The organism is Eikenella exigua, from assembly GCF_008805035.1.
Lineage (GTDB): Bacteria > Pseudomonadota > Gammaproteobacteria > Burkholderiales > Neisseriaceae > Eikenella > Eikenella exigua.
Window position 1 is genome coordinate 1,471,092 of sequence record NZ_CP038018.1, and the last position, 22,572, is coordinate 1,493,663.

Annotated in this window: 28 protein-coding genes; 17 read left to right on the forward strand and 11 right to left on the reverse strand. The window is 56.3% G+C overall.

Annotated features, from left to right (window positions below):
• Window positions 1-40: 40 nt before the first annotated feature.
• From aat to EZJ17_RS10335, 16 genes are all read left to right on the forward strand, one after another.
• Window positions 41-790, forward strand: coding sequence for a leucyl/phenylalanyl-tRNA--protein transferase (gene aat, locus EZJ17_RS07615; protein WP_067444069.1), 750 nt, complete (start codon window positions 41-43; stop codon window positions 788-790).
• A gap of 197 nt (window positions 791-987) precedes the next feature.
• Window positions 988-1,809: a 2,3,4,5-tetrahydropyridine-2,6-dicarboxylate N-succinyltransferase gene (gene dapD / locus EZJ17_RS07620; RefSeq protein ID WP_067441023.1), complete on the forward strand. Its 822-nt coding sequence runs from the start codon at window positions 988-990 to the stop codon at window positions 1,807-1,809.
• A 69-nt stretch (window positions 1,810-1,878) separates the two neighbouring features.
• A complete protein-coding gene (pncA, locus tag EZJ17_RS07625; protein ID WP_067441026.1) occupies window positions 1,879-2,475 on the forward strand; it encodes a bifunctional nicotinamidase/pyrazinamidase in 597 nt (198 codons plus the stop codon).
• A 138-nt stretch (window positions 2,476-2,613) separates the two neighbouring features.
• The gene (locus EZJ17_RS07630) at window positions 2,614-4,308 is read left to right on the forward strand and encodes a glutamine--tRNA ligase/YqeY domain fusion protein (RefSeq protein ID WP_067444071.1); all 1,695 of its coding nucleotides are present in this window, start codon (window positions 2,614-2,616) and stop codon (window positions 4,306-4,308) included.
• A gap of 148 nt (window positions 4,309-4,456) precedes the next feature.
• Complete coding sequence (locus EZJ17_RS07635) at window positions 4,457-4,876, forward strand: Rrf2 family transcriptional regulator (protein ID WP_067441032.1); 420 nt, start codon at window positions 4,457-4,459, stop codon at window positions 4,874-4,876.
• 134 nt (window positions 4,877-5,010) lie between these two features.
• Window positions 5,011-6,225, forward strand: a complete 1,215-nt coding sequence (locus tag EZJ17_RS07640) for an IscS subfamily cysteine desulfurase (RefSeq protein ID WP_067441035.1) — start codon at window positions 5,011-5,013, stop codon at window positions 6,223-6,225.
• A gap of 134 nt (window positions 6,226-6,359) precedes the next feature.
• Window positions 6,360-6,491 (forward strand): hypothetical protein, encoded by a 132-nt coding sequence (locus EZJ17_RS10825; protein ID WP_255361152.1) that lies wholly within the window; start codon window positions 6,360-6,362, stop codon window positions 6,489-6,491.
• A gap of 142 nt (window positions 6,492-6,633) precedes the next feature.
• Window positions 6,634-7,017 (forward strand): Fe-S cluster assembly scaffold IscU, encoded by a 384-nt coding sequence (iscU, locus tag EZJ17_RS07645; protein ID WP_067441038.1) that lies wholly within the window; start codon window positions 6,634-6,636, stop codon window positions 7,015-7,017.
• Window positions 7,018-7,019: 2 nt separating this feature from the next.
• Window positions 7,020-7,286 carry a DksA/TraR family C4-type zinc finger protein gene (locus EZJ17_RS07650; protein WP_067441041.1) on the forward strand — a complete coding sequence of 89 codons (267 nt, stop codon included), beginning with the start codon at window positions 7,020-7,022 and terminating at the stop codon, window positions 7,284-7,286.
• A gap of 14 nt (window positions 7,287-7,300) precedes the next feature.
• Window positions 7,301-7,432, forward strand: coding sequence for a hypothetical protein (locus EZJ17_RS10830; protein WP_255362668.1), 132 nt, complete (start codon window positions 7,301-7,303; stop codon window positions 7,430-7,432).
• A gap of 105 nt (window positions 7,433-7,537) precedes the next feature.
• Window positions 7,538-7,780: a recombinase RecA gene (locus tag EZJ17_RS07660; protein ID WP_067444073.1), complete on the forward strand. Its 243-nt coding sequence runs from the start codon at window positions 7,538-7,540 to the stop codon at window positions 7,778-7,780.
• A gap of 56 nt (window positions 7,781-7,836) precedes the next feature.
• Complete coding sequence (gene iscA / locus EZJ17_RS07665; protein WP_049257904.1) at window positions 7,837-8,157, forward strand: iron-sulfur cluster assembly protein IscA; 321 nt, start codon at window positions 7,837-7,839, stop codon at window positions 8,155-8,157.
• Window positions 8,154-8,285 carry a hypothetical protein gene (locus EZJ17_RS10835; RefSeq protein ID WP_255362669.1) on the forward strand — a complete coding sequence of 44 codons (132 nt, stop codon included), beginning with the start codon at window positions 8,154-8,156 and terminating at the stop codon, window positions 8,283-8,285. The genes iscA and EZJ17_RS10835 overlap by 4 nt, the downstream gene beginning before the upstream one ends.
• Window positions 8,260-8,880, forward strand: a complete 621-nt coding sequence (gene rlmE, locus EZJ17_RS07670; protein ID WP_067444077.1) for a 23S rRNA (uridine(2552)-2'-O)-methyltransferase RlmE — start codon at window positions 8,260-8,262, stop codon at window positions 8,878-8,880. The genes EZJ17_RS10835 and rlmE overlap by 26 nt, the downstream gene beginning before the upstream one ends.
• A 66-nt stretch (window positions 8,881-8,946) precedes the next feature.
• A complete protein-coding gene (gene ftsH, locus EZJ17_RS07675) occupies window positions 8,947-10,983 on the forward strand; it encodes an ATP-dependent zinc metalloprotease FtsH (protein WP_067444078.1) in 2,037 nt (678 codons plus the stop codon).
• A gap of 50 nt (window positions 10,984-11,033) precedes the next feature.
• Complete coding sequence (locus EZJ17_RS10335; RefSeq protein ID WP_167508159.1) at window positions 11,034-11,183, forward strand: hypothetical protein; 150 nt, start codon at window positions 11,034-11,036, stop codon at window positions 11,181-11,183.
• A gap of 284 nt (window positions 11,184-11,467) precedes the next feature.
• Here the strand turns inward: EZJ17_RS10335 and EZJ17_RS07680 are convergent, their stop codons facing one another.
• The 9 genes from EZJ17_RS07680 to EZJ17_RS07720 form a co-directional block, all read right to left on the reverse strand.
• Window positions 11,468-11,971, reverse strand: coding sequence for a hemerythrin domain-containing protein (locus tag EZJ17_RS07680; RefSeq protein ID WP_067441052.1), 504 nt, complete (start codon window positions 11,969-11,971; stop codon window positions 11,468-11,470).
• A gap of 110 nt (window positions 11,972-12,081) precedes the next feature.
• On the reverse strand, window positions 12,082-12,282 hold the full coding sequence (locus EZJ17_RS07685; protein ID WP_067441055.1) for a (2Fe-2S)-binding protein: 201 nt from the start codon (window positions 12,280-12,282) through the stop codon (window positions 12,082-12,084).
• A 367-nt stretch (window positions 12,283-12,649) separates the two neighbouring features.
• Window positions 12,650-12,763, reverse strand: a complete 114-nt coding sequence (locus EZJ17_RS10965; protein ID WP_369799465.1) for a hypothetical protein — start codon at window positions 12,761-12,763, stop codon at window positions 12,650-12,652.
• Between the two features lie 53 nt (window positions 12,764-12,816).
• On the reverse strand, window positions 12,817-13,515 hold the full coding sequence (locus tag EZJ17_RS10645; protein WP_151086366.1) for a hypothetical protein: 699 nt from the start codon (window positions 13,513-13,515) through the stop codon (window positions 12,817-12,819).
• A 55-nt stretch (window positions 13,516-13,570) separates the two neighbouring features.
• Complete coding sequence (locus EZJ17_RS07700) at window positions 13,571-14,686, reverse strand: beta-ketoacyl synthase N-terminal-like domain-containing protein (RefSeq protein ID WP_067441061.1); 1,116 nt, start codon at window positions 14,684-14,686, stop codon at window positions 13,571-13,573.
• 3 nt (window positions 14,687-14,689) lie between these two features.
• The gene (locus EZJ17_RS07705) at window positions 14,690-15,166 is read right to left on the reverse strand and encodes a hypothetical protein (protein WP_067441065.1); all 477 of its coding nucleotides are present in this window, start codon (window positions 15,164-15,166) and stop codon (window positions 14,690-14,692) included.
• A 423-nt stretch (window positions 15,167-15,589) separates the two neighbouring features.
• Complete coding sequence (locus EZJ17_RS07710) at window positions 15,590-15,871, reverse strand: acyl carrier protein (protein ID WP_067441179.1); 282 nt, start codon at window positions 15,869-15,871, stop codon at window positions 15,590-15,592.
• Between the two features lie 7 nt (window positions 15,872-15,878).
• Complete coding sequence (locus EZJ17_RS07715; RefSeq protein WP_067441068.1) at window positions 15,879-17,126, reverse strand: ABC transporter permease; 1,248 nt, start codon at window positions 17,124-17,126, stop codon at window positions 15,879-15,881.
• 60 nt (window positions 17,127-17,186) lie between these two features.
• Window positions 17,187-18,080, reverse strand: a complete 894-nt coding sequence (locus EZJ17_RS07720) for an ABC transporter ATP-binding protein (RefSeq protein WP_067441071.1) — start codon at window positions 18,078-18,080, stop codon at window positions 17,187-17,189.
• 339 nt (window positions 18,081-18,419) lie between these two features.
• Here EZJ17_RS07720 and EZJ17_RS07725 point away from each other — a divergent pair, with 339 nt between their 5' ends.
• Window positions 18,420-19,427, forward strand: coding sequence for a zinc-binding dehydrogenase (locus EZJ17_RS07725; RefSeq protein ID WP_282958265.1), 1,008 nt, complete (start codon window positions 18,420-18,422; stop codon window positions 19,425-19,427).
• On the opposite strand, the gene aroA is transcribed toward EZJ17_RS07725, so the two are convergent.
• Window positions 19,394-20,686: a 3-phosphoshikimate 1-carboxyvinyltransferase gene (aroA, locus tag EZJ17_RS07730; RefSeq protein ID WP_067441077.1), complete on the reverse strand. Its 1,293-nt coding sequence runs from the start codon at window positions 20,684-20,686 to the stop codon at window positions 19,394-19,396. The genes EZJ17_RS07725 and aroA overlap by 34 nt on opposite strands.
• 168 nt (window positions 20,687-20,854) lie before the next feature.
• Window positions 20,855-22,519, reverse strand: a complete 1,665-nt coding sequence (gene recN / locus EZJ17_RS07735) for a DNA repair protein RecN (protein WP_151086369.1) — start codon at window positions 22,517-22,519, stop codon at window positions 20,855-20,857.
• Window positions 22,520-22,572 lie beyond the last annotated feature (53 nt).

Sequence of the window (22,572 nt, forward strand, 5' to 3'; positions counted from 1 at the left end):
CTATCTATAAAGCAGGCAGCAATATTTTCAGGTAGCCTCTATGGCTCAAAATATTCCTTTGCTACCGGAAGGCTGTTTGCAGTTTCCCGACCCGCGCTTGGCCATTGCCGAACACGATGGCTTGGTGGCAGTGAGCCGGGATTTAACGGCACAGCGGCTTTTGGCAGCTTATCAACAGGGCATCTTCCCGTGGTTTGAGGAGGATGGCCTGTTTTTTTGGTTTGCCACCGCGCCGCGCACGGTGCTGCGGCCCCAGCGGCTGCACATCGGCCGCTCGCTGGCCAAGGTCATGCGCAATCGGCATTACGCGGTAACGGTCAACCAAAACTTCCCCGCCGTGATTTCCGCCTGCGCCGCCACGCCCAGGCCGCATCAGGGTGGCAGCTGGATCGCACCGGCGTTTCAGGTAGCCTACACCGAGCTGCACCGCATCGGCCATGCGCATTCGTTTGAATGCTGGTATCCCGATGAAAACGATCATCTGCTTTTGGCCGGCGGGCTTTATGGCGTGCAGATTGGTCGGGTATTTTTCGGCGAATCGATGTTTGCCTGGCAGAACGATGCCTCGAAAATCGCTTTTGCCCATGCCATGCCGTTTTTGCAGCGCTGCGGCATCGCCTTAATCGATTGCCAGCAAGACACGCCGCATCTGGCGCGTTTCGGCTCGGAGCTGATGGCTTTTAACGATTTCCAGGCTGAATTAAACCGCCTGACCGCACAAACACTTGCCGAACCCATCGGCCAGCGCCTGCTCCAACAGCAGGGTGCGTGGTTCGGCAAGGAGGAGTGAGTGCCGAAACCGGTTCGCAAGAAGCGCGTTACATGGCACAATATCGGCTGTTTCAGATTACAGGCTACCTGAAAGTTTCAGGTAGCCTCCCGCTTACTCTATGGCGGATAAACCTGCTTTCATGCCGGGCGGGCTATCATGCCGCGGCAAAAGGGAAGTGAATCCGCCGTATCACCCATCACCCACAAGGAGAAACCATGTCTCTACAAAACATCATCGAAACCGCGTTTGAACAGCGCGCCGAAATTACTCCGCACAATGTTTCCGCCGAAGTGAAGGAAGCCGTGCTCGATACGATTTATCAGCTCGATTCCGGTAGCCTGCGCGTGGCCGAGCGGCAGGGCGTGGGGCAGTGGAAAGTGAACGAGTGGGCGAAAAAGGCCGTGCTGCTTTCCTTCCGCATTGCCGATAACGAAGTGGCCAGCGACGGCGTGAGCAAATATTTCGACAAAGTGCCCACCAAATTCGCCGATTGGATTCCGCAGCAGTTTCAGGTAGCCGGTTTCCGCGCCGTGCCCGGCGCCGTGGCGCGCCGCGGCAGCTTTATCGGCAAAAACGTGGTGTTGATGCCTTCTTATGTGAACATCGGCGCCTATGTGGACGAGGGTACGATGGTAGATACTTGGGCCACCGTGGGCTCTTGCGCGCAAATCGGTAAAAACGTGCACCTGAGCGGTGGCGTGGGCATCGGCGGCGTGCTCGAGCCGTTGCAGGCTGCGCCCACCATCATTGAAGATAACTGCTTCATCGGCGCACGTAGCGAAATTGTGGAAGGTGTGATTGTGGAAGAGGGCAGCGTGATTTCCATGGGCGTGTATATCGGCCAATCCACCAAGATTTACGACCGCGAAACCGGCGAAATCCACTACGGCCGCGTGCCCGCCGGCTCGGTGGTGGTGTCGGGCAGCCTGCCGGCTAAAGACGGCACGCACAGCCTCTACTGCGCCGTGATCGTGAAGAAAGTGGACGCGCAAACTCGAGCCAAAACCAGCGTGAACGAACTGCTACGCGGCGTGTAGCTTGCCGGATTTTCAGGTAGCCTGTTTGCAAGAAGGCTACCTGAAAGTTATTTAACTTAGGAGAAAACTATGCGAGCCCTTCTTCTTGTCGATATCCAAAACGACTTCATGCCAAGCGGCCGCCTGCCTGTGGCCGAAGGCGATGCCATTATCGAGCCGGTAAACCGGATTATCGGCGGCTATCCGCTGGTGGTGGCCTCTCAAGACTGGCATCCCGCCGGACACGAGAGCTTCGCCTCCGCCCATGCCGGTAAAAAGCCGTTCGACGTCATCAATCTGCACGGTTTGGAGCAAGTGCTGTGGCCGGACCACTGCATTGCCGGCAGCAGCGGCGTGGCGTTTCATCCCGAGCTCGACACCACGCCCATCGCCGCCGTGTTCCGCAAGGGCATGGACAAGCACACCGACAGCTACAGCGCGTTTTACGATAACGGCCGCCGTCGCAGCACCCAGCTTGCCGCCTATTTGCGCGCCCACGGCGTAACCGATATTGATGTGGCGGGGCTGGCTGCCGATTTCTGCGTGTATTTCAGCATTGCCGACGCGCTCGCCGAAGGCTTCCGTGTGCGCCTGCTCGAACACGCCACCCGTGCCATCGATGCCGCAGGCTTCGCCGCCAAAAAAGCCGAACTGCTGGCGCATCCGAATTTTTCGCTGGCCGATTAGTTTTGGTTCGCGTTTTTCAGGTAGCCTCTGCGTTATCAAAGGCTACCTGAAAAATTTTAGCCAACGCCGCATCTGACAGCCGCCCGCGCTTTCAGGTAAAATCCGCCCGACCATCATTATTTTCAGGTAGCCCAAACCATGCTTAATAAAGACCAATTCGCCGACAACCATTTCATCCGCACCATCATCGAAGAAGACCTCAAAAGCGGCAAACACAATGCCATCCAAACCCGTTTCCCGCCCGAACCCAACGGCTATCTGCACATCGGCCACGCCAAATCCATCTGCCTGAATTTCGGTTTGGCCTATATTTACGACGGCTTGTGCAACCTGCGTTTCGACGATACCAACCCTGAAAAAGAAAACGACGAATACGTTAATGCCATCAAAGAAGATGTTGAGTGGCTCGGTTTCCATTGGGCGGGCGAGCCGCGTTTCGCTTCCAACTATTTCGACCAGCTTTATAACTACGCCGTCGGTTTGATCAAAGACGGCAAAGCGTATGTGGATGATTTGATGCCCGAAGAAATGCGAGAATACCGCGGCACGCTGACCCAAGCGGGCAAAAACAGCCCATACCGCGATCGCAGCATCGAAGAAAACCTCGACCTGTTCACACGTATGAAAAACGGTGAATTCCCCGACGGCAGCAAAACCCTGCGCCTGAAAATCGATATGGCGGCAGGCAACATCAATATGCGCGACCCCGTCATCTACCGCATCCGCCGCGCCCACCACCACAACACCGGCGACAAATGGTGCATCTACCCGATGTACGACTACACGCATTGCATTTCTGATGCCATCGAAGGCATCACGCACTCCTTGTGTACGCTCGAATTTGAAGACCACCGCCCGCTTTACGACTGGGTATTGGACAACATCCCCGCGCCGCACCCCACCCGCCCGCGCCAATACGAGTTTTCCCGTTTGGAGCTGTTGTATTCCATCACCTCCAAACGCAAACTGAACCAATTGGTTGCCGACGGCCACGTTGCCGGCTGGGACGATCCGCGTATGCCCACCATTTCCGGTATGCGCCGCCGCGGCTACACGCCCGAAGGCCTGCGCCTGTTTGCCAAACGCGCCGGTATTTCCAAATCGGAAAATATCGTTGATATGAGCGTGTTGGAAGGCGCGATTCGCGAAGAGCTGGAAAACTCCGCCCCGCGCATGATGGCCGTGTTGAATCCGATCAAGGCAACGCTCACCAACTACGATACAGCCCAAGCCGAAAGTCGCACCGCGCCCTATCACCCGAACCGCGAAGACATGGGCAGCCGCGAACTGCCGATTTCGTCCACGCTCTATATCGAAGCCGACGATTTCAGCGAAAACCCGCCCAAAGGCTGGAAACGCCTCACACCCGGCGGCGAAGTGCGCCTGCGCTATAGTTATGTGATAAAGTGCGACGAAGTGGTGAAAGACGCCAGCGGCAACATCGTCGAACTCAAATGCAGCTTGGATTACGACACCTTGGGCAAAAACCCCGAAGGCCGCAAAGTGAAAGGCGTTATCCACTGGCTTTCCGCCGAACACGCCGTGCCCGCCACCGTGCGCCTGTACGACCGCCTGTTCACCGAACCCCGCCCCGATGCCGTGCGCGGCGAAGACGGTGCATCCCTGCCGTTTACCGATTTCCTCAACCCCGAATCGGCTAAAGAAATCACCGCATACGTTGAAGCCGCTGCCAACGATTTGCCTGCGGAGAGCCGTTGGCAGTTCGAACGGCTGGGCTATTTCGTTACCGACCGCAAAGACCACGCAAAAGGCAAGCCCGTGTTTAACAAAACGGTGGGTTTGCGCGACACTTGGCAGGTGAAAGCCCAATAATCCCTGCACCGGATGCAAAGGCTACCTGAAAACGCTTAGACCAGGTTTTCCGGTAGCCTGCTTTCATGCCGGAAGGTGTCTATACTTGACTAAATCACTTGGGTATTGGAAAATTCGTATCCTCTTGATGCAACAAGGCCATAGTCCTATGAAATTAACCACCAAAGGCCGTTTTGCCGTAACCGCCATGCTCGATTTAGCGCTGCACGGGTGCGAAAACCCCGTCAGCCTCAATGCTATCAGCGGACGGCAGAATATTTCCTTATCGTACCTCGAACAGCTTTTCGGCAAACTGCGCCGCGCCGGGCTGGTAGAAAGCGTGCGTGGGCCCGGCGGTGGTTATCTGCTCAGCCGCCAGCCCGGTAGTATCAACATTGCCGAAATCATCTACGCCGCCGAAGACAAGCTGGATGCCACCCGCTGCGGCGGCCAAACCAACTGCCATAAAGGCGCGCTCTGCCTCACGCATGATTTATGGGAGAACCTCAACCAAACCATCCAAGGCTACCTGAACAGCATCTCCCTGCAAGATGTGCTTGATAAAAGGTATAGCCACTACCTGTCATGATGCCGCCATCGGCCTTACCCATATCCACTATAGCTAAGGCACTTATTTCTTTCTGCGGGGGGTAAGCCAGCCGCTTTGGAAATGCGCTTCCGCTATGAATTAATTACACAACCACATACCAAACAGAGAAAATCATGGCCAAACAAACCCCCATCTATCTCGACTACGCCGCCACCTGCCCCGTAGACAAACGCGTGGCCGAAAAAATGATTCCCTATTTGAGCGACATCTTCGGCAACCCCGCCTCCAACAGCCACACATTCGGCTGGACGGCGGAAGAAGCTGTTGAAAAAGCCCGTGCCAACATCGCCGCCCTGATTAACGCCGACCCCAAAGAAATCGTCTTCACCAGCGGCGCGACTGAGTCTGACAACCTCGCCATCAAAGGCGCGGCAAACTTCTATAAATCCAAAGGCAAACACCTCATCACCGTCAAAACCGAACACAAAGCCGTGCTCGACACCATGCGCGACCTCGAACGCCAAGGTTTTGAAGTCACCTACCTCGGCGTACAAGAAAACGGCCTGATCGATTTGGACGAACTCAAAGCTGTCATCCGACCCGACACCATCCTGATTTCCGTGATGTGGGTAAACAACGAAATCGGCGTGGTTCAAGACATCCCCGCCATCGGAGAAATCTGCCGTGAACAAAAAATCATCTTCCACGTCGATGCCGCCCAAGCCTGCGGCAAAATACCTGTGGACGTTGAAGCCGCCAAAATCGACTTACTGTCCATGTCCGGACACAAAGTGTACGGCCCCAAAGGCATCGGCGCACTATACGTCCGCCGCAAACCCCGCGTCCGCCTCGCAGCCCAAATGCACGGCGGCGGCCATGAACGCGGTTTCCGCAGCGGCACCCTGCCCACCCACCAAATCGTCGGCATGGGCGAAGCCTTCCGCATCGCCAAAGAAGAACTCGCGCAAGATATGGCGCACTACACCAAACTGCGCGACATTTTCCTCAAAGGCATCGAAGGCATCGAAGAAGTCTATATCAACGGCGACCTCGAACACCGCGCCCCGAACAACCTGAACGTCAGCTTCAACTTCGTCGAAGGCGAAAGCCTGATTATGGCAGTGAAAGAACTCGCCGTATCCAGCGGCTCCGCCTGTACCTCCGCTTCGCTCGAACCCAGCTACGTCCTGCGCGCGCTCGGCCGCAACGACGAACTAGCGCACTCATCTCTGCGCATCACCTTCGGCCGCATGACCACCGAAGAAGAAGTGCAGTTTGCAGCAGAACTGATTAAATCCAAAATCGGCAAACTGCGCGAGCTTTCTCCGCTGTGGGAGATGTTTAAGGAAGGAATTGATTTGAGTACGGTAGAGTGGGCAGAACATTGATTTGCTCTAAAAGAAAAGGCTGGCTGAGATTTATCTACCAATCCTAGCAAGTAGGTTGGGTTAAAAACCCAACAATAGCAAAATCCTTTTTTCAGGTAGCCTTAATTCCACATTAAACTTTGAAGAACACAACCATGAACGACCAAGAACTAGACCTTGATAATTTGGATGCCCTACTCGAAGACTTCGATGGTATCACCGTGGAAGGCGGCACTGATCCTGAAAACAACGATGACGGCTGTGAAGGCGGTGCGTGCAAAATTTAGCCGCCCCGCTTGAGCTTCGCAGGAATCTGTTTTGCCCGTTTTAATTTCGTTGAAACTAGAACTTTAGCTTCGCAGAAACTCCGTTTTCAGGTAGCCTTAATCCAATCACAAACCATCATAATTTTTAATAAGGAAACACATCATGGCATACAGCGATAAAGTTATTGACCACTACGAAAATCCGCGCAACGTCGGCACGCTCGATAAAGACGACAGTAATGTCGGCACTGGCATGGTGGGTGCGCCCGCCTGCGGCGACGTAATGCGCCTGCAAATCAAAGTGAACGACCAAGGCATCATCGAAGACGCCAAATTTAAAACTTACGGCTGCGGCTCCGCTATCGCTTCTTCCAGCCTGATTACCGAATGGGTGAAAGGCAAAAGCCTGGACGACGCGCTGGCGATTAAAAACAGCGAAATTGCCGAAGAATTGGAACTGCCGCCCGTGAAAATCCACTGCTCGATTTTGGCGGAAGACGCAGTGAAAGCCGCCGTGGCCGATTATAAAAAGAAAAAAGGCGTATAACTATGGCCGGTGGCTGGGCGCCCGACGGCGCGGAACAGGCGCAAATCGACGCCAATTTAGACGACGCGTTGGCCGCCGCTCGGCAAAACCTGCCCTCCGGTGAAAGCGCCCACGAATGCGCCGAATGCGGCGAGCCGATTCCCGAAGCCCGCCGCTGTGCCCTGCCCGGGGTACAGTTGTGCATCGTCTGCCAAGAAGAGGTCGATAAACAACAGCAATTCCGATCCGCCTACAACCGGCGCGGTAGCAAGGACAGCCAGCTGAAATAGGCTACCTGAAAGTATTGTCCGGTGGTTTCTTAGGCTTCGCTTCGGTGGAAACTGTTTGTGCCGAAGACACGGCTGGCGACTGGGAAGAAGCGGTTCAACATGCCTGCGCAGGTATCGATGCCATGTACGACCATTTCGTTGCCTAACGGTTTTAACGGCGTTGAAGCTGCGCTTTAGCTTCGCAGAAACTCCGTTTTCAGGTAGCCTGCGCTCCTAAAAAAGTCTTGCTAACCTAAATACCGAACAACCCCATGTTTACCTCAGAAGAAGCTCAATCCCTGCTCGCCGAAAAAGGCATCGGCAAAACCGTGCTGCAACGCTTACAGCAAATGGGTTTGGACGACGTGGCCAAACTGGCCGCTGCTGATGTTGCCGATGTATTGGAGCAGAGCGCGGCGCTCACCGGCAGCACTTGCTGGAAAAATAGCCCACAGGCCAAAGCTGCTGTAGTCGCCGCCATTGCTTGGGCGGTAAACCGACAAAAGGCTACCTGAAAACCTGATATTGTTTTTCAGGCAGCCTCTTAAGAACCTAAAACAAAGGAAACCCCATGATTACACTCACACCCAACGCTGCCGAACACATCCGCAGCTTCCTCACCAAGCGCGGCAAAGGCGAAGGCATCCGCATCGGCGTGAAAACCAGCGGCTGCTCCGGCATGGCCTACACGCTGGAATTTGCCGATGAAATCCTGCCCGATGATTTGGTGTTTGAAGGGCACGGCGTGAAAGTATTGGTTGATCCGAAAAGCCATATCTATCTCGACGGCACCGAGTTGGACTTCACCAAAGAAGGCCTGCAGGAGGGCTTCAAATTCGCCAACCCGAACGTGAAAAACGAATGCGGTTGCGGCGAAAGCTTTAATGTTTGAGCCCTTGGATTGGCACATCAGAAGGCTACCTGAAACCCCGATTGTGGTTTTCAGGTAGCCTTATCGGCTACAATGCGGCCGTTTATTTGATTGGGATTGATGATGGCAACCCGTTCCAAATCCTCTAAAAGCTGGCTGAACGAGCACGTGAACGACCCCTATGTGCATCAGGCGCAAAAAGACGGCTACCGTGCCCGGGCGGCATACAAATTGCTGGAAATCAACGAAAAAGACAAGTTGATTAAAAACGGTACGGTGTTGGCCGATTTGGGCAGCGCGCCGGGCAGTTGGTCGCAGGTGGCAGTTAAGCTGGTGGGGGCGCAGGGCAGGGTGTTCGCATTGGATATTTTGCCGATGGAGCCGATTACAGGCGTATCGTTTATCCAAGGCGATTTTCGCGAAAACGAGGTGTTGGAAGAGTTGGAAAACCTGCTCGAAGGCCGCGCGCTAGACCTTGTAATTTGCGATATGGCACCCAATATGTCGGGCAATGCGGTAACCGATCAGGCGCGCAGCTATGTTTTGTGCGAGCTGGCGCTGGATTTTGCCGCCGATCATCTGAAAACCGGCGGCAATATGCTGGTTAAGGTGTTTCAGGGCGCGGGTTTTCAGGAATATATGCAGGCCATGCGCGGGGTGTTTGCCCAAGTGCAGGTGCGCAAGCCCAAGGCTTCGCGCAGCCGTTCCAGCGAGGTGTATCTGCTGGGCAGGAATAAGCGGTAATCAGCAAGATGCTGGTTATCATTAGTTTTTTATTTGTGGCATTTTGATAGTTAGGAGCTTGTTACCGTGCGTAACACTGTTAGGACGATTTTGGTTTGGCTGTTTCTGGCCGGGGTGCTGCTTGCCTCGGCCCAAACGTTGCTAGGCAAGAGGGAAGACAAACAGCTGATCAACTATTCGCAGTTTATCCAGCAGGTAAACAAAGGCGAAGTGGCCAAGGTGGATATTGAAGGCACGCTGCTGAGTGGTTATGTGATCAAAGGCGAGCGCACCGACAAATCCAAGTTCTACACCAATGCGCCGATGGACGACAAACTCCTGACGATGCTGCAGGATAAGAACGTTGATTTCCGCTATATCCCCGAAGAAAAGCCCGGCCTGTGGAGCAATATTTTCTTCACCAGCCTGTTGCCGGTATTGTTGCTGATTGGCGCTTGGTTCTACTTTTTGCGCATGCAAAACGGCGGCGGGGGCAAAGGCGGAGCGTTTTCCTTCGGCAAAAGCCGTGCCCGGCTGCTGGATAAAGATGCCAACCGCGTAACCTTTGCCGATGTGGCCGGTTGCGACGAGGCGAAAGAAGAAGTGCAGGAAATTGTGGACTATCTCCAAGCGCCGAACCGTTATCAGAGCTTGGGCGGCCGCGTGCCGCGCGGAATTTTGCTGGCCGGCAGCCCGGGTACAGGTAAAACTTTGTTGGCCAAGGCGATTGCCGGCGAAGCAGGCGTGCCATTTTTCAGCATCTCCGGCTCGGACTTTGTGGAAATGTTTGTGGGCGTGGGTGCTTCCCGCGTGCGCGATATGTTTGAGCAGGCTAAGAAAAATGCGCCCTGTATCATCTTTATCGATGAAATCGATGCCGTGGGCCGCCAGCGTGGTGCCGGTTTGGGTGGCGGCAACGATGAACGCGAACAGACTTTGAACCAGCTGCTGGTGGAGATGGATGGTTTTGAAAGCAATCAAACGGTTATCGTGATTGCTGCCACCAATCGCCCGGATGTACTCGACCCAGCCTTGCAGCGCCCCGGCCGTTTCGACCGCCAAGTGGTGGTGCCGTTGCCTGATATCCGCGGCCGCGAACAGATTTTGAAAGTGCACGCTAAGAGAGTGCCACTGGATGCTTCGGTGGATTTGGTGTCGCTGGCGCGCGGCACACCCGGTTTTTCCGGCGCGGATTTGGCCAACTTGGTGAATGAGGCTGCACTGTTTGCCGGCCGCCGCAATAAAATCAAAGTCGATCAGAGCGACTTTGAAGATGCCAAAGATAAAATCTATATGGGCCCCGAGCGGCGCAGCATGGTGATGCACGAAGACGAGAAACGCGCCACCGCTTATCACGAAGCCGGCCATGCCATCGTGGCCGAGAGCCTGCCGTTTACCGATCCGGTGCATAAAGTAACCATTATGCCGCGCGGCCGTGCGCTGGGCTTGACCTGGCAGCTGCCGGAGCGCGACCGCATTTCGATGTATAAAGACCAAATGCTGAGCCAACTGGCCATCCTGTTTGGCGGACGCATTGCCGAAGATATTTTTGTCGGCCGCATTTCCACCGGCGCGTCCAACGATTTCGAACGCGCCACGCAGATAGCGCGCGAAATGGTGACGCGCTATGGCATGAGCGAAAAAATGGGTGTGATGGTGTATGCCGAAAACGAAGGTGAAGTGTTCCTTGGCCGCAGCATTACCCGCTCGCAGCATATTTCCGAGAAAACCCAGCAGGATGTGGATGCCGAAATCCGCCGCATTCTGGACGAACAATATGCGGTAGCCTACAAAATTTTGGATGAAAACCGCGATAAGATGGAAACCATGTGTAAAGCCTTGATGGAGTGGGAAACCATCGATCGCGACCAAGTGCTGGAGATCATGGAAGGCAAGCAGCCCAGTCCGCCGAAAGATTACAGCCACAATGTGCGTGGCGGCAACGACGCCGATGCCGGCAGCGCTGAGGCAACAGATGCAGGCGAAACTGACCAGCCTCTTGCCGAACCCGCTCCGGCTTTGGCAGATGAGGCTGCCGAGCAAGACCAAGCTGCCGTTCCGCTGAACGCACAGGCTGCAGAAGAATCGGAGCAGCAAGAGGCCACTGCCGACAAACAGCTTTAAAATCACGGTGTATTATTTTCCTGCCAACACATCCGATGAAAGGAAAGACAATGAGCCAAAACGAAAACCTCCAGCCCGAATCCGCCGGTAACAATGCACCGCAAGTGCAGGATGATACCGAGCTGAAGGTGCTCAACAATGCCGACAACAACAACGGCGAAACCACCGAAAGCGGCTGCTGCGGCGTTTGTGGCGGCTAAGTTTGATTGGTTCTTTCAATAAAGGCTACCTGAAAGCGTAAGCTTCAACGCAGTTAAAACGAGCTCGCGAGTTTCTGCGAAGCTAGACTTTCAGGTAGCTTTTTGCTTGTACTGTCACAGTATAGCGATAAAGCTTTCTGTAAAGAGTGAACGATGCAAACCAACGAGGTATGCAGAAGCCGCTTTGAATACCAGAAAGGCTACCTGAAAGTAGGCTTTGCACATGTCTGCGAAGCCGATTTTCAGGTAGCCTTTTAATTTTATTGTCGAACGGTACTCAGCCCTTATCCTTGCCGCCTGGCGGCCATGCGTTTGCCGATGATGTGCAGTTCGGCTTCGGAGATTTTTTGGTCGCCTAGGTCGAACAGCTGCTCTTCGCGTGGAATGTGGAAGTCGTAGCCGGCAGTGAAGCGGGAGATGAGTTCGAGGTTGAGTGGTGTGCCGTCGGCAAGGGAGGCCAGGTGTTGGTTGAGTAAATCCCAGCTGCTGTGCAGGGATTGGTGTTCGCTTTCCAATTCTTGGATCAGCGCCTTGGCTTCGGGGGCGTATTGCAGCAGTAGGGGAAAGAAATCTTCTTCTTCGTCTTGGTGGTGTAGAAGAGCGGCTACATTGAAATAGTGACAGATTTGGGTAACGGCTTGCTCAGCTACAGTGTTGTAGCCGTGCTGTTGCAGATAGTCGGGCAGGGCGTGCAGCTGGCTGCAGAAGCGTTTTACTTTGCCATGGCAGGCGCGCAGCATGGCGGTGGGCTGCTCGAAGGTAACGGAGCTGGTGTTGAATAAGTCCATGATGTGTATTGTTGAGGCTACCTGAAAAGCAAAATGCTGCCGTAATACGGCAGCAGTGTCAATGTGTGGACAGGGTTGGCCGAGCTGGGTGCGCGGTGGCAAAACTGCGGCTATTGCAGATTGTTTTTGCCGGCAGCAGCCTGATGGTTATCGCTGTGGTTGCCTAGGTAGGAAACGGCCAAATCGGCGCAGCAGCCGCAGCAGGTGGCCACGCCCAAGGCGTTTTGCAGGTCAGTAAGGCTGGTGGCTCCGGCGGCAACAGTTTCTTGAATCTGGCGGTCGGAAATGGCATTACAAACACAAACAAACATGAGTGTGCCCCTTAAAAATAGTTGTTCTATTGATAATCAGTATTATTAGTGTATAGTAATGGAAACTAATTTAGTATGGCAATAGGTTTTTATGTAAATGGGAGGGCAGGGAAAAGTTGCAGTTGTGGCCTTGGTATATAGCTAAAGCACTTCTCTATCCTACTGCGTTGGCTCGCCTTGTATGAGTGCTTCAGCTATGGCCTTTCTGGCTGCTACAAACCTTCTCTACTATTTGGCCAAACTAACATAAAAGGCTACCTGAAATTTAGCTTCGTAGAAGCTGGAGCTTTCAGGTAGCCTTATTATGTTGGCAGGATGAGCTTTACCCACTATTCTCTGTGCAATGATGGGCTATATATTAGCCCCCCTACTCCGGTTCAGAATCTGCCTGCCCGTTTAAAACGGGCAAGGCCAAGGTTTCGCCGTTTCCGCCCACGAATTCAATTTCACACTCATCTTTACCGTATATATCCAGAATCACGCTGTGTGTGCTGACAGACAGGCGGTGTTCGGGAATGTCTCTAATCAGTTCAACTACCCTATCTTGTTGGCAGAAAGTGTCTCTATTTGCAACGCTGGCCAGATGCCGTGTGGTGGCAGCAGAAGCCGGCCCCGGCCGTACAGCTGCTCTTCCAAGACCAATGCCGCAGACAGAAAGGCAAATTGGTGCGGCATGACGGTGATGGCGTCATCAATTGTAGCGGTACTTATCCGCCAGCCATGTTGCCCTGGCAGCAGGCTACCTGAAACTTGCCACCACATGCTGCCTTCCTGCTCCTCTTGTCCCGACTGCTCATAAGCCCAGCCCAGCAGCACGGTTTGCCCGGGCTCGGCCAGCAATGCATTCAGCACGGCATACAGCGGGCTGAGGCAATCGGCGGCATCGACGGCGAGAAACACGCTGTTGCCGCTGCTGCCGAGGATTTGCGCCAGCTGGAAGGTAGCGGCGTTGTGGAGGTTGGCCATGAAATCGAGCGGCGAGGGCTGGCTGGCGGCAAGTTTTTGCTGCATCGCGGCCATGCGCGAGGGGGAGCTGAACGGCGAGGCGAGATAAATGGCAGGGTTTTCAGGTAGCCCTTGGCACAGCGGCAAAGCGCCAAGCAGGGCGAGCAAGGTGAAACGGCTCAGGCGGCGGACATCGATGCCGTATTGCTCGCGCAAAAGGCGGTGCAGTTCGGCATCGGGCTGCTGCGGCTCGGCGATAAAACGGGCAGTGGCTTGGAGATAGGCCAAGGTTCGGCCTGGATTTAATGGATTCAACATCATCAACAATACTTTTCAGGTAGCCTCAACCCTGCCAATCCAACACCCAAGCGCAATGACTGCCGCCGAAGCCGAGGAAGTAGTTCAGATAGCTGCCGTTTGGCAGCGGCTGGCCGTGCAGGGTGGGCAGGGGAAAATCCGAAGCGGCAACAGGCAGGGGCGGCAGGCGGCCTTGTTGCAGGGCTGAGTGATGCAGGGCGGTTTCCAAAGCGGCGGTGGCGCCGAGGGTGTGGCCGGTGTAGGGTTTGAACAGCAGGGACGGAGTATGCGGCCAGATTTGGCGGCGCACCTGCTTTTCTACTTCATCGCTCAAGCCGCCGCTGCCGTGGGTTTTCACGCCGCATAAATCCGACGCGGCCATTCCGGCGCAGCGCAGGCATTCGGCAAGCAGGCTGTGCAGCGGTTCGGCGGAAGAGGCGGTGAGGTTGAGGTGGTCGGTTTGCGCAGTGAAGCCGTGCAGGCGGCAAACGTAATCACGGTGCGGCTGGGAAGAGAGTGCCAGCGCAGCCATGCCTTCGCCCAACACCAGCCCGCCGGCATTAAGAAACGGCAGCCTGCCCGGCTCGGTGTCGAGCAGGTTCATGGCATGGAAATGCTCAAAGGTGAGCCAGTTGAAGCTTTCAAAGCCAACCACAATGGCACGTTCGGTCACGCCGTTTTCGATGCTGCGGGCGGCGGCGAGCAGGGCTTGGGCGGCGGCGGTGCAGGAGGTGGCGAAGCTAAATACGTTGGGGCTGCGGAAACGGGTTTTCAGGTAGCCTGCAATTTCACACAGGGTGTAGTGTTCTTCTTCGGGGCTAGCAGCCGGCGCGGCTTCGCGGTCGGACATCACATAGGAGGTGGAGCCGATGAACACGGGAATACCGGCCAGGTTGTCTGCCTCCCAGCCGGCCGCGGCGGCGGCTTGGCGGATTTGAGCCTCAATCCAGCCGCACAGCTGCGCCAGCGTGGCCGGAGCGGCGGGGAAGGCGGCAAAATACGGCAGCTCGCGCGGCTGCCCTAGGCCTTGGGCGGTGCGGAGGACGGGCGGCAAGAATGAGGTTTCAGGTAGCCCGAACGGGCGGCTGCCCTGCCCTTGTGCGCACCAATAGCTGCTACCGCACAAATAGGCGGCTCGGGATGGAGTGTTTGCAGTGTTCATTTTTCAGGTAGCCTCAAGCGGTCTGCCCGGCATTTCCAGCAATTCCCATTCATACTCCGCATCATGGATGGCTAGCGCATAGCCGTTTTCAAGATACAGCCCGAAATCGTCATGTTGTTCAAACCAATGATCCAACGCGGCCTGCAAGGCGGGCAGGGAAATGCGCGCCCAGAAGCCGAAGCCATTTTCTTCTAGGCTTATCCACGCCGTATCGGCCAGTAAGGCGCGTACCCGGTGCACCATTTCGGCGCGGGCGGCTTGGTGTTGGACTTGGCGGAACGGGTGGTCGATGATGCCGTTTTGATGAAACGGGAACACGGCGGCAGCCGGGCGGGCGGTGCGGTAGATACCGCTGTCGACAAACCGACGAGCAATGTCGCCATCTGTGGATTGGATGTCGGCAATGTTTAAAAAGGCATAGCGCTGCTGCAAGCGGGCTTGGGCGTTGCGTTGTTGGAGTTGGGCGATTTTAGAGTTCATGGTTACACCCTTAAGGCTACCTGAAAAATATAGACAATTGTTTAACAAAAATATTCAAACCACTAGGCACAAATTTTCCAGTGCGAATGGTGCAGCTATGCTTATCTGCTGGTGCAGCCGAACGGAGCGCGGTTTTTCGGGGGACAAGGGCTTGCATGCCCGAAGCGGCTTAGCCGAAAGTTGCGAGCCCGCCCGAAAAATCGCGTGGAGTGAGGGAAGTTTGGTGAAGCCAAACCTGTGCCCGCAGTCGCCTTTCTTTTGCTTTCTTTTCTTTGGCGAAGCAAAGAAAAGAAAGTGCCCGCGCCGGCATGAGGCGCAAAGGTGAACAGGCAAAAATAGCGAAGGCTACCTGAAATTTGGCTACTGCTTAAAACCTAACTCTTGCTTTACAAACAGGTCTTGAAAAAGACTTTCAGGTAGCCTTTATGCGCCGTGCTGTTCGCGGATAAAGGCGGCCAAATCGCGCACGTTCATCATGTGTTTGCGCACCATGCGGTCGCCGTTGAGGCGCACGCCGTAACGGGCTTGCAGGGCGACGGTGATTTGCAGCGCGTCGAGCGAATCGAGGCCGACCGGGCTTTCCGGGCCGAATAGCGGGGAGTCGTCGGCAAAGGCGGCCATGTCCACATCGTCTTGTTTTTCGGTTTCGCGCACAATCAGGCTTTTCAAGGCCTGCTCCAGCGCGGGGGAGCTTAAATCGGGCATGTTCACTTTAAAATCTCGCTTGGGTTTTGAGTTGGCGGCGGTAGAGCGCGGCGGCGGCGGCGAGGACGGCGAGGCCGAAACCGGCCAGGCGCAGCAGCTGCGGGGCGATTTGCGCTAGGGTGTAATGGTTTAACAGCAGTTTCTGGAAGGCGGACAAGCCCCAGCCCATCGGCGAGAGCTGGGAGAGCTGCTGCATCAGCGCGGGCATGATATGCACCGGCACCATTACGCCGCCCAGTGCGGCCATGATGATGATGCCGCCGCCGCCCAGCACCACGGCGTGTTCGGTGGTTTTGGCCAGCACGCTCACCAAAAGCCCGTAGCCCAGCGCGGCCAGGCTCACGGCGCAGGATACGGCGGCATAGCCCGCCCAGCCCCCGGCCAGCGCAAAGGAGGGCATGCCGAGCAGGGGCAGCACCCATGCGCCCAGCGCAATCATGCCTGCAAACTGCAACTGGTTGATTAAGAAGTAGGGAATCAGCTTGGCAGCCAAGAGTTTCCAAGCGGGGGCTCGCGCCATGTTCAAGCGGGTGAGCGTGTTGGTCTGCCGTTCCATCGCCATCACGTTGGATAGCGGTATCATGATGAAAAACATGCCGAAAATCAGCCAGGCGGGCACGCTGTGCTGCACGGAGTTGGGCTGTTCCACCGCCTCTCCCTGCCGGTTCAGATACGTTTCCTGCCACATTTCGCGCCCGAGATAAGTTTCGATTTGGCCGAACTTATTGTCCAATTCTTTGTTCACTTGGTCTTGAATGCGGCGCACGGCGGGATTTTTGTTGTTGTCCAACACGATTTCGTTGCCATCGAAATACTGCGCCAGGCGTGCCTGGGTGTAGTGCTGGCGCATCAGGCCTTTGATGCCGAGCAGCCAGCCGCGGTCGGCATCGGGCTGGAGCCACAGGCGTAGGGGCTGTTCTTTTTCCAGCGGGGTGGTTTCATCGTTTGGATTAAGCAGCAGCAAATCGGCCTCGCCGCGCTGTAAGGCTAGCTGAAACTCGGCCAGGCGGCTTTTATCGGCCAGCTGCACTTTCAGCTTCTCGTTTTGCAGGGCTTGCAGAAACTGTTGGTTGAGCTGGCTGCCGGGCTTACCAAGCAGCACGATTTGCGCATCGGGATTGAGGTTTTCCCGGCTGCTGCTCAAGGCGGCCGACATAATCAGCATAAACAGAATCGGCATCACAAACAGCACCGCCACGCCGTGCAGATCGCGGCTGAGCAGCTTGAGTTCTTTCGCAATGGCGGCGGCTAACATGAGGCCGGCCTTGTGGGATGGGATGCTTGCATGGGTTTGATCATATTCGTTTTATGGTTTTCAGGTAGCCTGCTTGGACAAGAAGTCCAAATAAAAACTTTCCAGCGAAGCAAAGCCGAAACGGCAGGCTTCGGCGGCGTAGCCTTTATCTTGCAGCGCGGCCAGCAGTTCGGCGGGCGTATCGGTATCGAAATGCAGGGTACCGTCGGCGGCACGGCGGCCTTGCAACGCGGCCAGCTCGGCATCGGGCAGCGGCGGCACGGTGCGCAGGGCCAGACCAGATTGCCCGCCTTGGCGCAGCACCTCATGCAAGCCGCCGTGATACACCAGCCGCCCGCCGTGCAGCAGCGCAATATCGCGGCACAACAGCTCGATTTCCTGCAAATAATGCGAGGTGTACACCACCGTGATGCCTTGCTGCGTGAGCGCGGCCACGCTATCCAAAATAAAGCGGCGCGATTCGGGGTCGATGCCTACGGTGATTTCGTCCAAAAAAATCAGCTTGGGGCAGTTGATGAGGCCGATGGCGAAATTCAGCCGCCGCTTCAGGCCGCCGGAAAGGTGTTTAGCCAGCTTCGCTCGGTGTACGGCCAGGCCGGCCTGCTCCAGCAGGGTTCTCAGGTAGCCTTCGTCGCGCACGGCATACAGCGCGGCAAAAAAGCGCATATTGTCCCACACCGAGAGCAAGGGATAAAAGGCAAAATCCTGCGGCACCAGAGAAATACGCTGCCGCTCTTTGGCCGGCAGCCTGCCCAGCAGCACGCCGTCAAACAAAATCTGCCCGCTCTGCACCGGCAAAAGCCCGGCCAAAAGCGACATCAGCGTGGTTTTGCCTGCGCCGTTTGGGCCGAGCAAGCCCAGCGCCGCCCCCTCGGCCACTGGCAAGCTCACGCTGTCGAGTGCGTTTTCCTGTGCCTGTGAATAGCGGTAGGTAATTTCTTGTATTTCAATCATAAATTTTAAATTCTTAACATTTTAAATTCTTAACAAAGTTGCCAGAAACTGTCCATTTTATTCAGCTACCTGAAAAATAATATCAGAATAATAGCCTAAGTCTACTCGAAACTGCCGCCCAAAATTTCTAAAATCGATCCTCGTTCTTAACTCAACCTAATAATGATACTGATATGAGTACAATGAAAACTGTAAGATGGTACGGTCGCCGCGACATCCGTGTGGAAGACGTAGCCATTCCCGAAATCACACGCCCGTCATAAGTGAAAATCGCTGTGAAATACACCGGCATCTGCGGCAGCGGACCTGCACGAATACCTCAACGGCCCTATCTTTATCCTGGTAGAGAAAGAGCACCCCTATTCCAGCCGCAAAGGCCCGCTCACGCCCGACCACGAATTTGCCAGCGAAATCGTGGAAGTGGGAACAGGCGTAACCACCAATGTGAAAGTAGGTGACTGCATAACCGTTGGGCCGATTTTGGACAAAGACGGACTCAAAGGCAAATACAACCTTGGTAAAAACCTCAGCTTTGTCGGCCTGGCTGCCGATAGCGGATTCACCAGCTACTGCGTGGTAGACGGCGAATTGTGCCACAAATTGTCCGACAGCATCGACTACGAACAGGGTACGTCAGAGCCCGCTGCCGCAGCCCTGTATGCCGTGCGCCAAAGCAGCTTCAAAGCCCTGCATGCTGCCGGTGCCACCATCATCTACGCCATTGAGCTTTCTCCCGAACGCCAAGCCAAAGCTCGCAAACTGGGTGCTGTGGTGGTCAACCCCTCCAAAGTGAATGTGGTAGAACACATCAAAGTCGAAAACGATGACGACGTAAACGTGTCGTTTGAGATAACCGGCGTGGCTCCCGTGCTGAAACAGGCCATCGAAGCCGTGGAAAACGACGGCAAATGCGTGATCGTGAGCATTTGGGAAAACGAAGCCTCCATCCACCCGAACGAAATCGTGATTAAGGAAAAAACTGTGAAAGGCATCATCGCCTACCGCGACATTTTCCACGCCGTATTGCAACTGATGGAACAAGGCTACTTCCCGAAAAACAAGCTGGTTACCAAACGCATCAAGCTGCAAGACATCGTGAGCGAAGGCTTTGAAGCCCTGGTGAAAGAGAAGAGCCAAGTGAAGATTTTAGTGTCTCCAAACCAAGCGCTTAGCCCGCTTACACCAAACAGCTGCCCGCAGGGAAACTTGGGAGCGGTTTTGTGTGAAAGGCTACCTGAAAAATGGATTTCAGGTAGCCTTCGGTGCGGTGGCGTGCAGGCATTAAATATACCCTGCGGAATCTCAAATAGCCCTTACGCCCACATGGATCCAAACAATCGGAAATAATCGGGAAAGGTTTTGTTCACGCATTGCGGGTCGTTGATATACACGGACACGCCAAGCAGGGAAACCAGCGAGAAGCACATGGCCATGCGGTGGTCATCGTAAGTGGCGATGCGGGCATTGGCGACTAGGCGGGGCGGCGGGGTGATGTGGATGGCTTCGGCTTCCTCTTCCACCCGTGCGCCAAGTTTGCGCAGTTCGGCGGCCATGGCGGCGATGCGGTCGGTTTCTTTCACGCGCCATGAGCCGATATTGCGCAGGCTGCAACGCGCGCCGGCAGCAAGTGCCACCACGGCCAGGGTCATTGCCGCATCGGGGATGTGGTTGGCATCCAAATCGAAGGGGCGGATGCGCTGGCCGGGGCGGCGGGCTACCTGAATATAATTTTCGCCCCACTCCACGGCGGCGCCGATTTTTTCCAGCTCGACGGCAAACGCAGTGTCGCCCTGGATGCTGTGCCACCCGATACCGTACACGCGCACGGGAGTGGCGGCGAGCAGGCCGGCGGCAAGGAAATAGGATGCGCCGGAGGCATCGCCTTCCACGTGAAGGTTGGCCGGGGCGTGGTAACGGGCTGTTTCAGGTAGCCTGAACAGCCGATGGCTGTCGTGGGCTACCTGAACGCCGAATTGCGCCATCAGTTTGAGCGTGATGTCGATATAGGGTTTGGAAATCAGCTCGCCCTGTACTTCGATTTCGTGCGCCTGGCCGGTGAGCGGCAAGGCCATCAGGAGGGCGGTGAGAAATTGGCTGGACACGTTGCCGCGCACGGCGATGCGGCTCTGGCCGCCGACCTGCCGCTCGCTGATGTGTAGCGGCGGATAGCCTGTCTGGCCTTCATAACGGATATTGGCTCCGGCTTGGCGCAGGGCATCGACCAAATCGCCGATGGGGCGTTCGTGCATCCGTGCCACGCCGTGCAGATGGTAATCGCCGCCAAGCAGAGCCAGGGTGGCGGTGAGCGGGCGGAAGGCGGTGCCGGCGTTGCCGAGGAACAAATCGGCCTGCCGCCGTGGGAAACGGCCGCCGCAGCCGTGCACGGTGTAACTGCCGCCTCCATGATGTTCAATGCGGACGCCGAGGCTTTGCAGCGCGGCGAGCATATGGCGGGTGTCGTCGGCATCGAGCAGGTTGTCGATGCGGCAAGCGTTGTCGGACAGGGCGGCCAACAGCAGGGTGCGGTTGCTGATGCTTTTGGAGCCGGGCAGCGTGATGGCGGCGGGGCGCAGGCGGGCAGCGGGGAGGTAGAGGGAATCGGTCATGATGGGCTTGGAATAGAAGGAAGGGCTAGCTGCAAACAGACAACGGTTTTTATGGAGGAGGAGGTGTTTTCAGGTAGCCTTTCTGGGTTTCAGGCTACCTGAAATTTGGGCTGGTTTAGTTTTCAGGTAGCCTCTTGCTTGGCCTAAAGGCTACCTGAAACCACCGCCCTACTCTGCTGCCGCCATTTCCAGCATTTCGGCGGCATGACGGCGGGTGGTGTCGGTGAGGGTTTCGCCGCCGAGCATGCGGGCGATTTCTTCGACGCGCGCACTGCCTTCGAGCTCGCGGATGGTGCTCACAGTTTGGCCGCCACCGCTGTGCTTGCTCACCTGCCAATGCTGCGCGCCGCAGGCAGCTACTTGCGGCAGGTGGGTAACGGCAAGCACTTGGTGCTGCCGCCCCAACGTGCGCAGGGCGCGGCCGACGGTTTCGGCCACGCCGCCGCCGATGCCGCTGTCTACTTCGTCAAAAATCAGGGTGGGAATCTGCGTGCATTGGCTAGCGGTGACCTGCAGAGCCAGGCTGATGCGGGCCAGTTCGCCGCCGGAGGCGACTTTGTTTAACGGCCGCAAGGGACTGCCTTGGTTGGCGGCTACCTGAAACTGCACCTGCTCCAGCCCATATGCCTGCGCTTCGCACGGGATGAGCTCAATGTGGAAACGCGCACCACGCATGGAAAGCTGCTGCATGTGTTCGGTGGTTTCTTCGGCCAGTTTGGCAGCGGCCTGCTGCCTTTGAGCAGACAGCTCGCGCGCAGGCTGCAAATAGGCGGCTTCGGCCAGGCGCACCTGTTCTCGCAGGGCTTCGATATCGGCGGCGGCTTCGGAATCGGCCAAATCCTGCTGCAGCTGCGCCAGGCGGGCAGGCAGGTCTTCTGGCTCGATACGGTGGCGGCGGGCGGCAGACATCAGCTCGGCCATGCGCTCTTCCTGCGCGGCCAATTCGGCGGGGTTGATTTCGGCACGGGCGGCCACGCTGTGCATGTGGCTGCTGATTTCGCCCAACTCGGCTTCGATGCTATCCAGCATGGCCAGGCTTTCGGCAAAACGTGGCTCGATGCCGGAGAGGCTTTCCAGCTGGCGGCGGCAACGCCCGGCCAGGCTGTGCAGGCCGTTGTCGCCATCGATGTGGGCGGCCACTTCTTCGGCAGCCTGCAACAGCTCGGCAGCGTGCGCCAAGCTGTCGTAGCTTTGCGAAAGCTGCGCCCATTCGCCTTCCACCGGGGCGAGTTTTTCCATTTCGCCCACCTGCCAAGCCAGCCGCTCGCGCTCTTCGGCCAAACGCTCGCCCTCGGCTTCGGCGGTAGCCAAATCTTCTTGTGCCTGCCGCCATTGCCGATAAGCGGCTTGCACTTGCTCGGCCAATGGCTTACTGCCGGCAAAAGCATCCAACAGATCGCGCTGCACGGCTTCGCTGTTGAGCGAGTGGTGCGCGCTTTGGCCGTGGATGTCCACCAGGCGGCTGCCGATTTGGCGCAGTTGGGCCAGGGTGGCGGCCTGATTGTTGATGAAGCTGCGGCTGCGGCCTTTGCTGTCGATGGTGCGGCGGATGGAAAGCTCGACCTCGTCTGCGCCGAGCAGGCCTTGTTCGCAGAGTTCGGCGCGCAATGCGGGCAAGCCGCTCAAATCAAACAGGGCGGAAAGCTGCGCTTCGGGGCAGCCGTGGCGGATTTGGCTGTAGTTGGCCTTGTCGCCGAGCAGCAGGCTGAGCGCATCGAGCGTGATGGATTTGCCGGCACCGGTTTCGCCGGTGAGCACGGTAAAACCGGGCTGGAAATCCAGATGGAGTTGCTCAACAATCACAAAATCGCGCAAAGAGAGGGCAAGCAGCATGGTGTTCTCGAAAGGAAGGAGTGAAGCGGATTATATAACAGGCTACCTGAAAA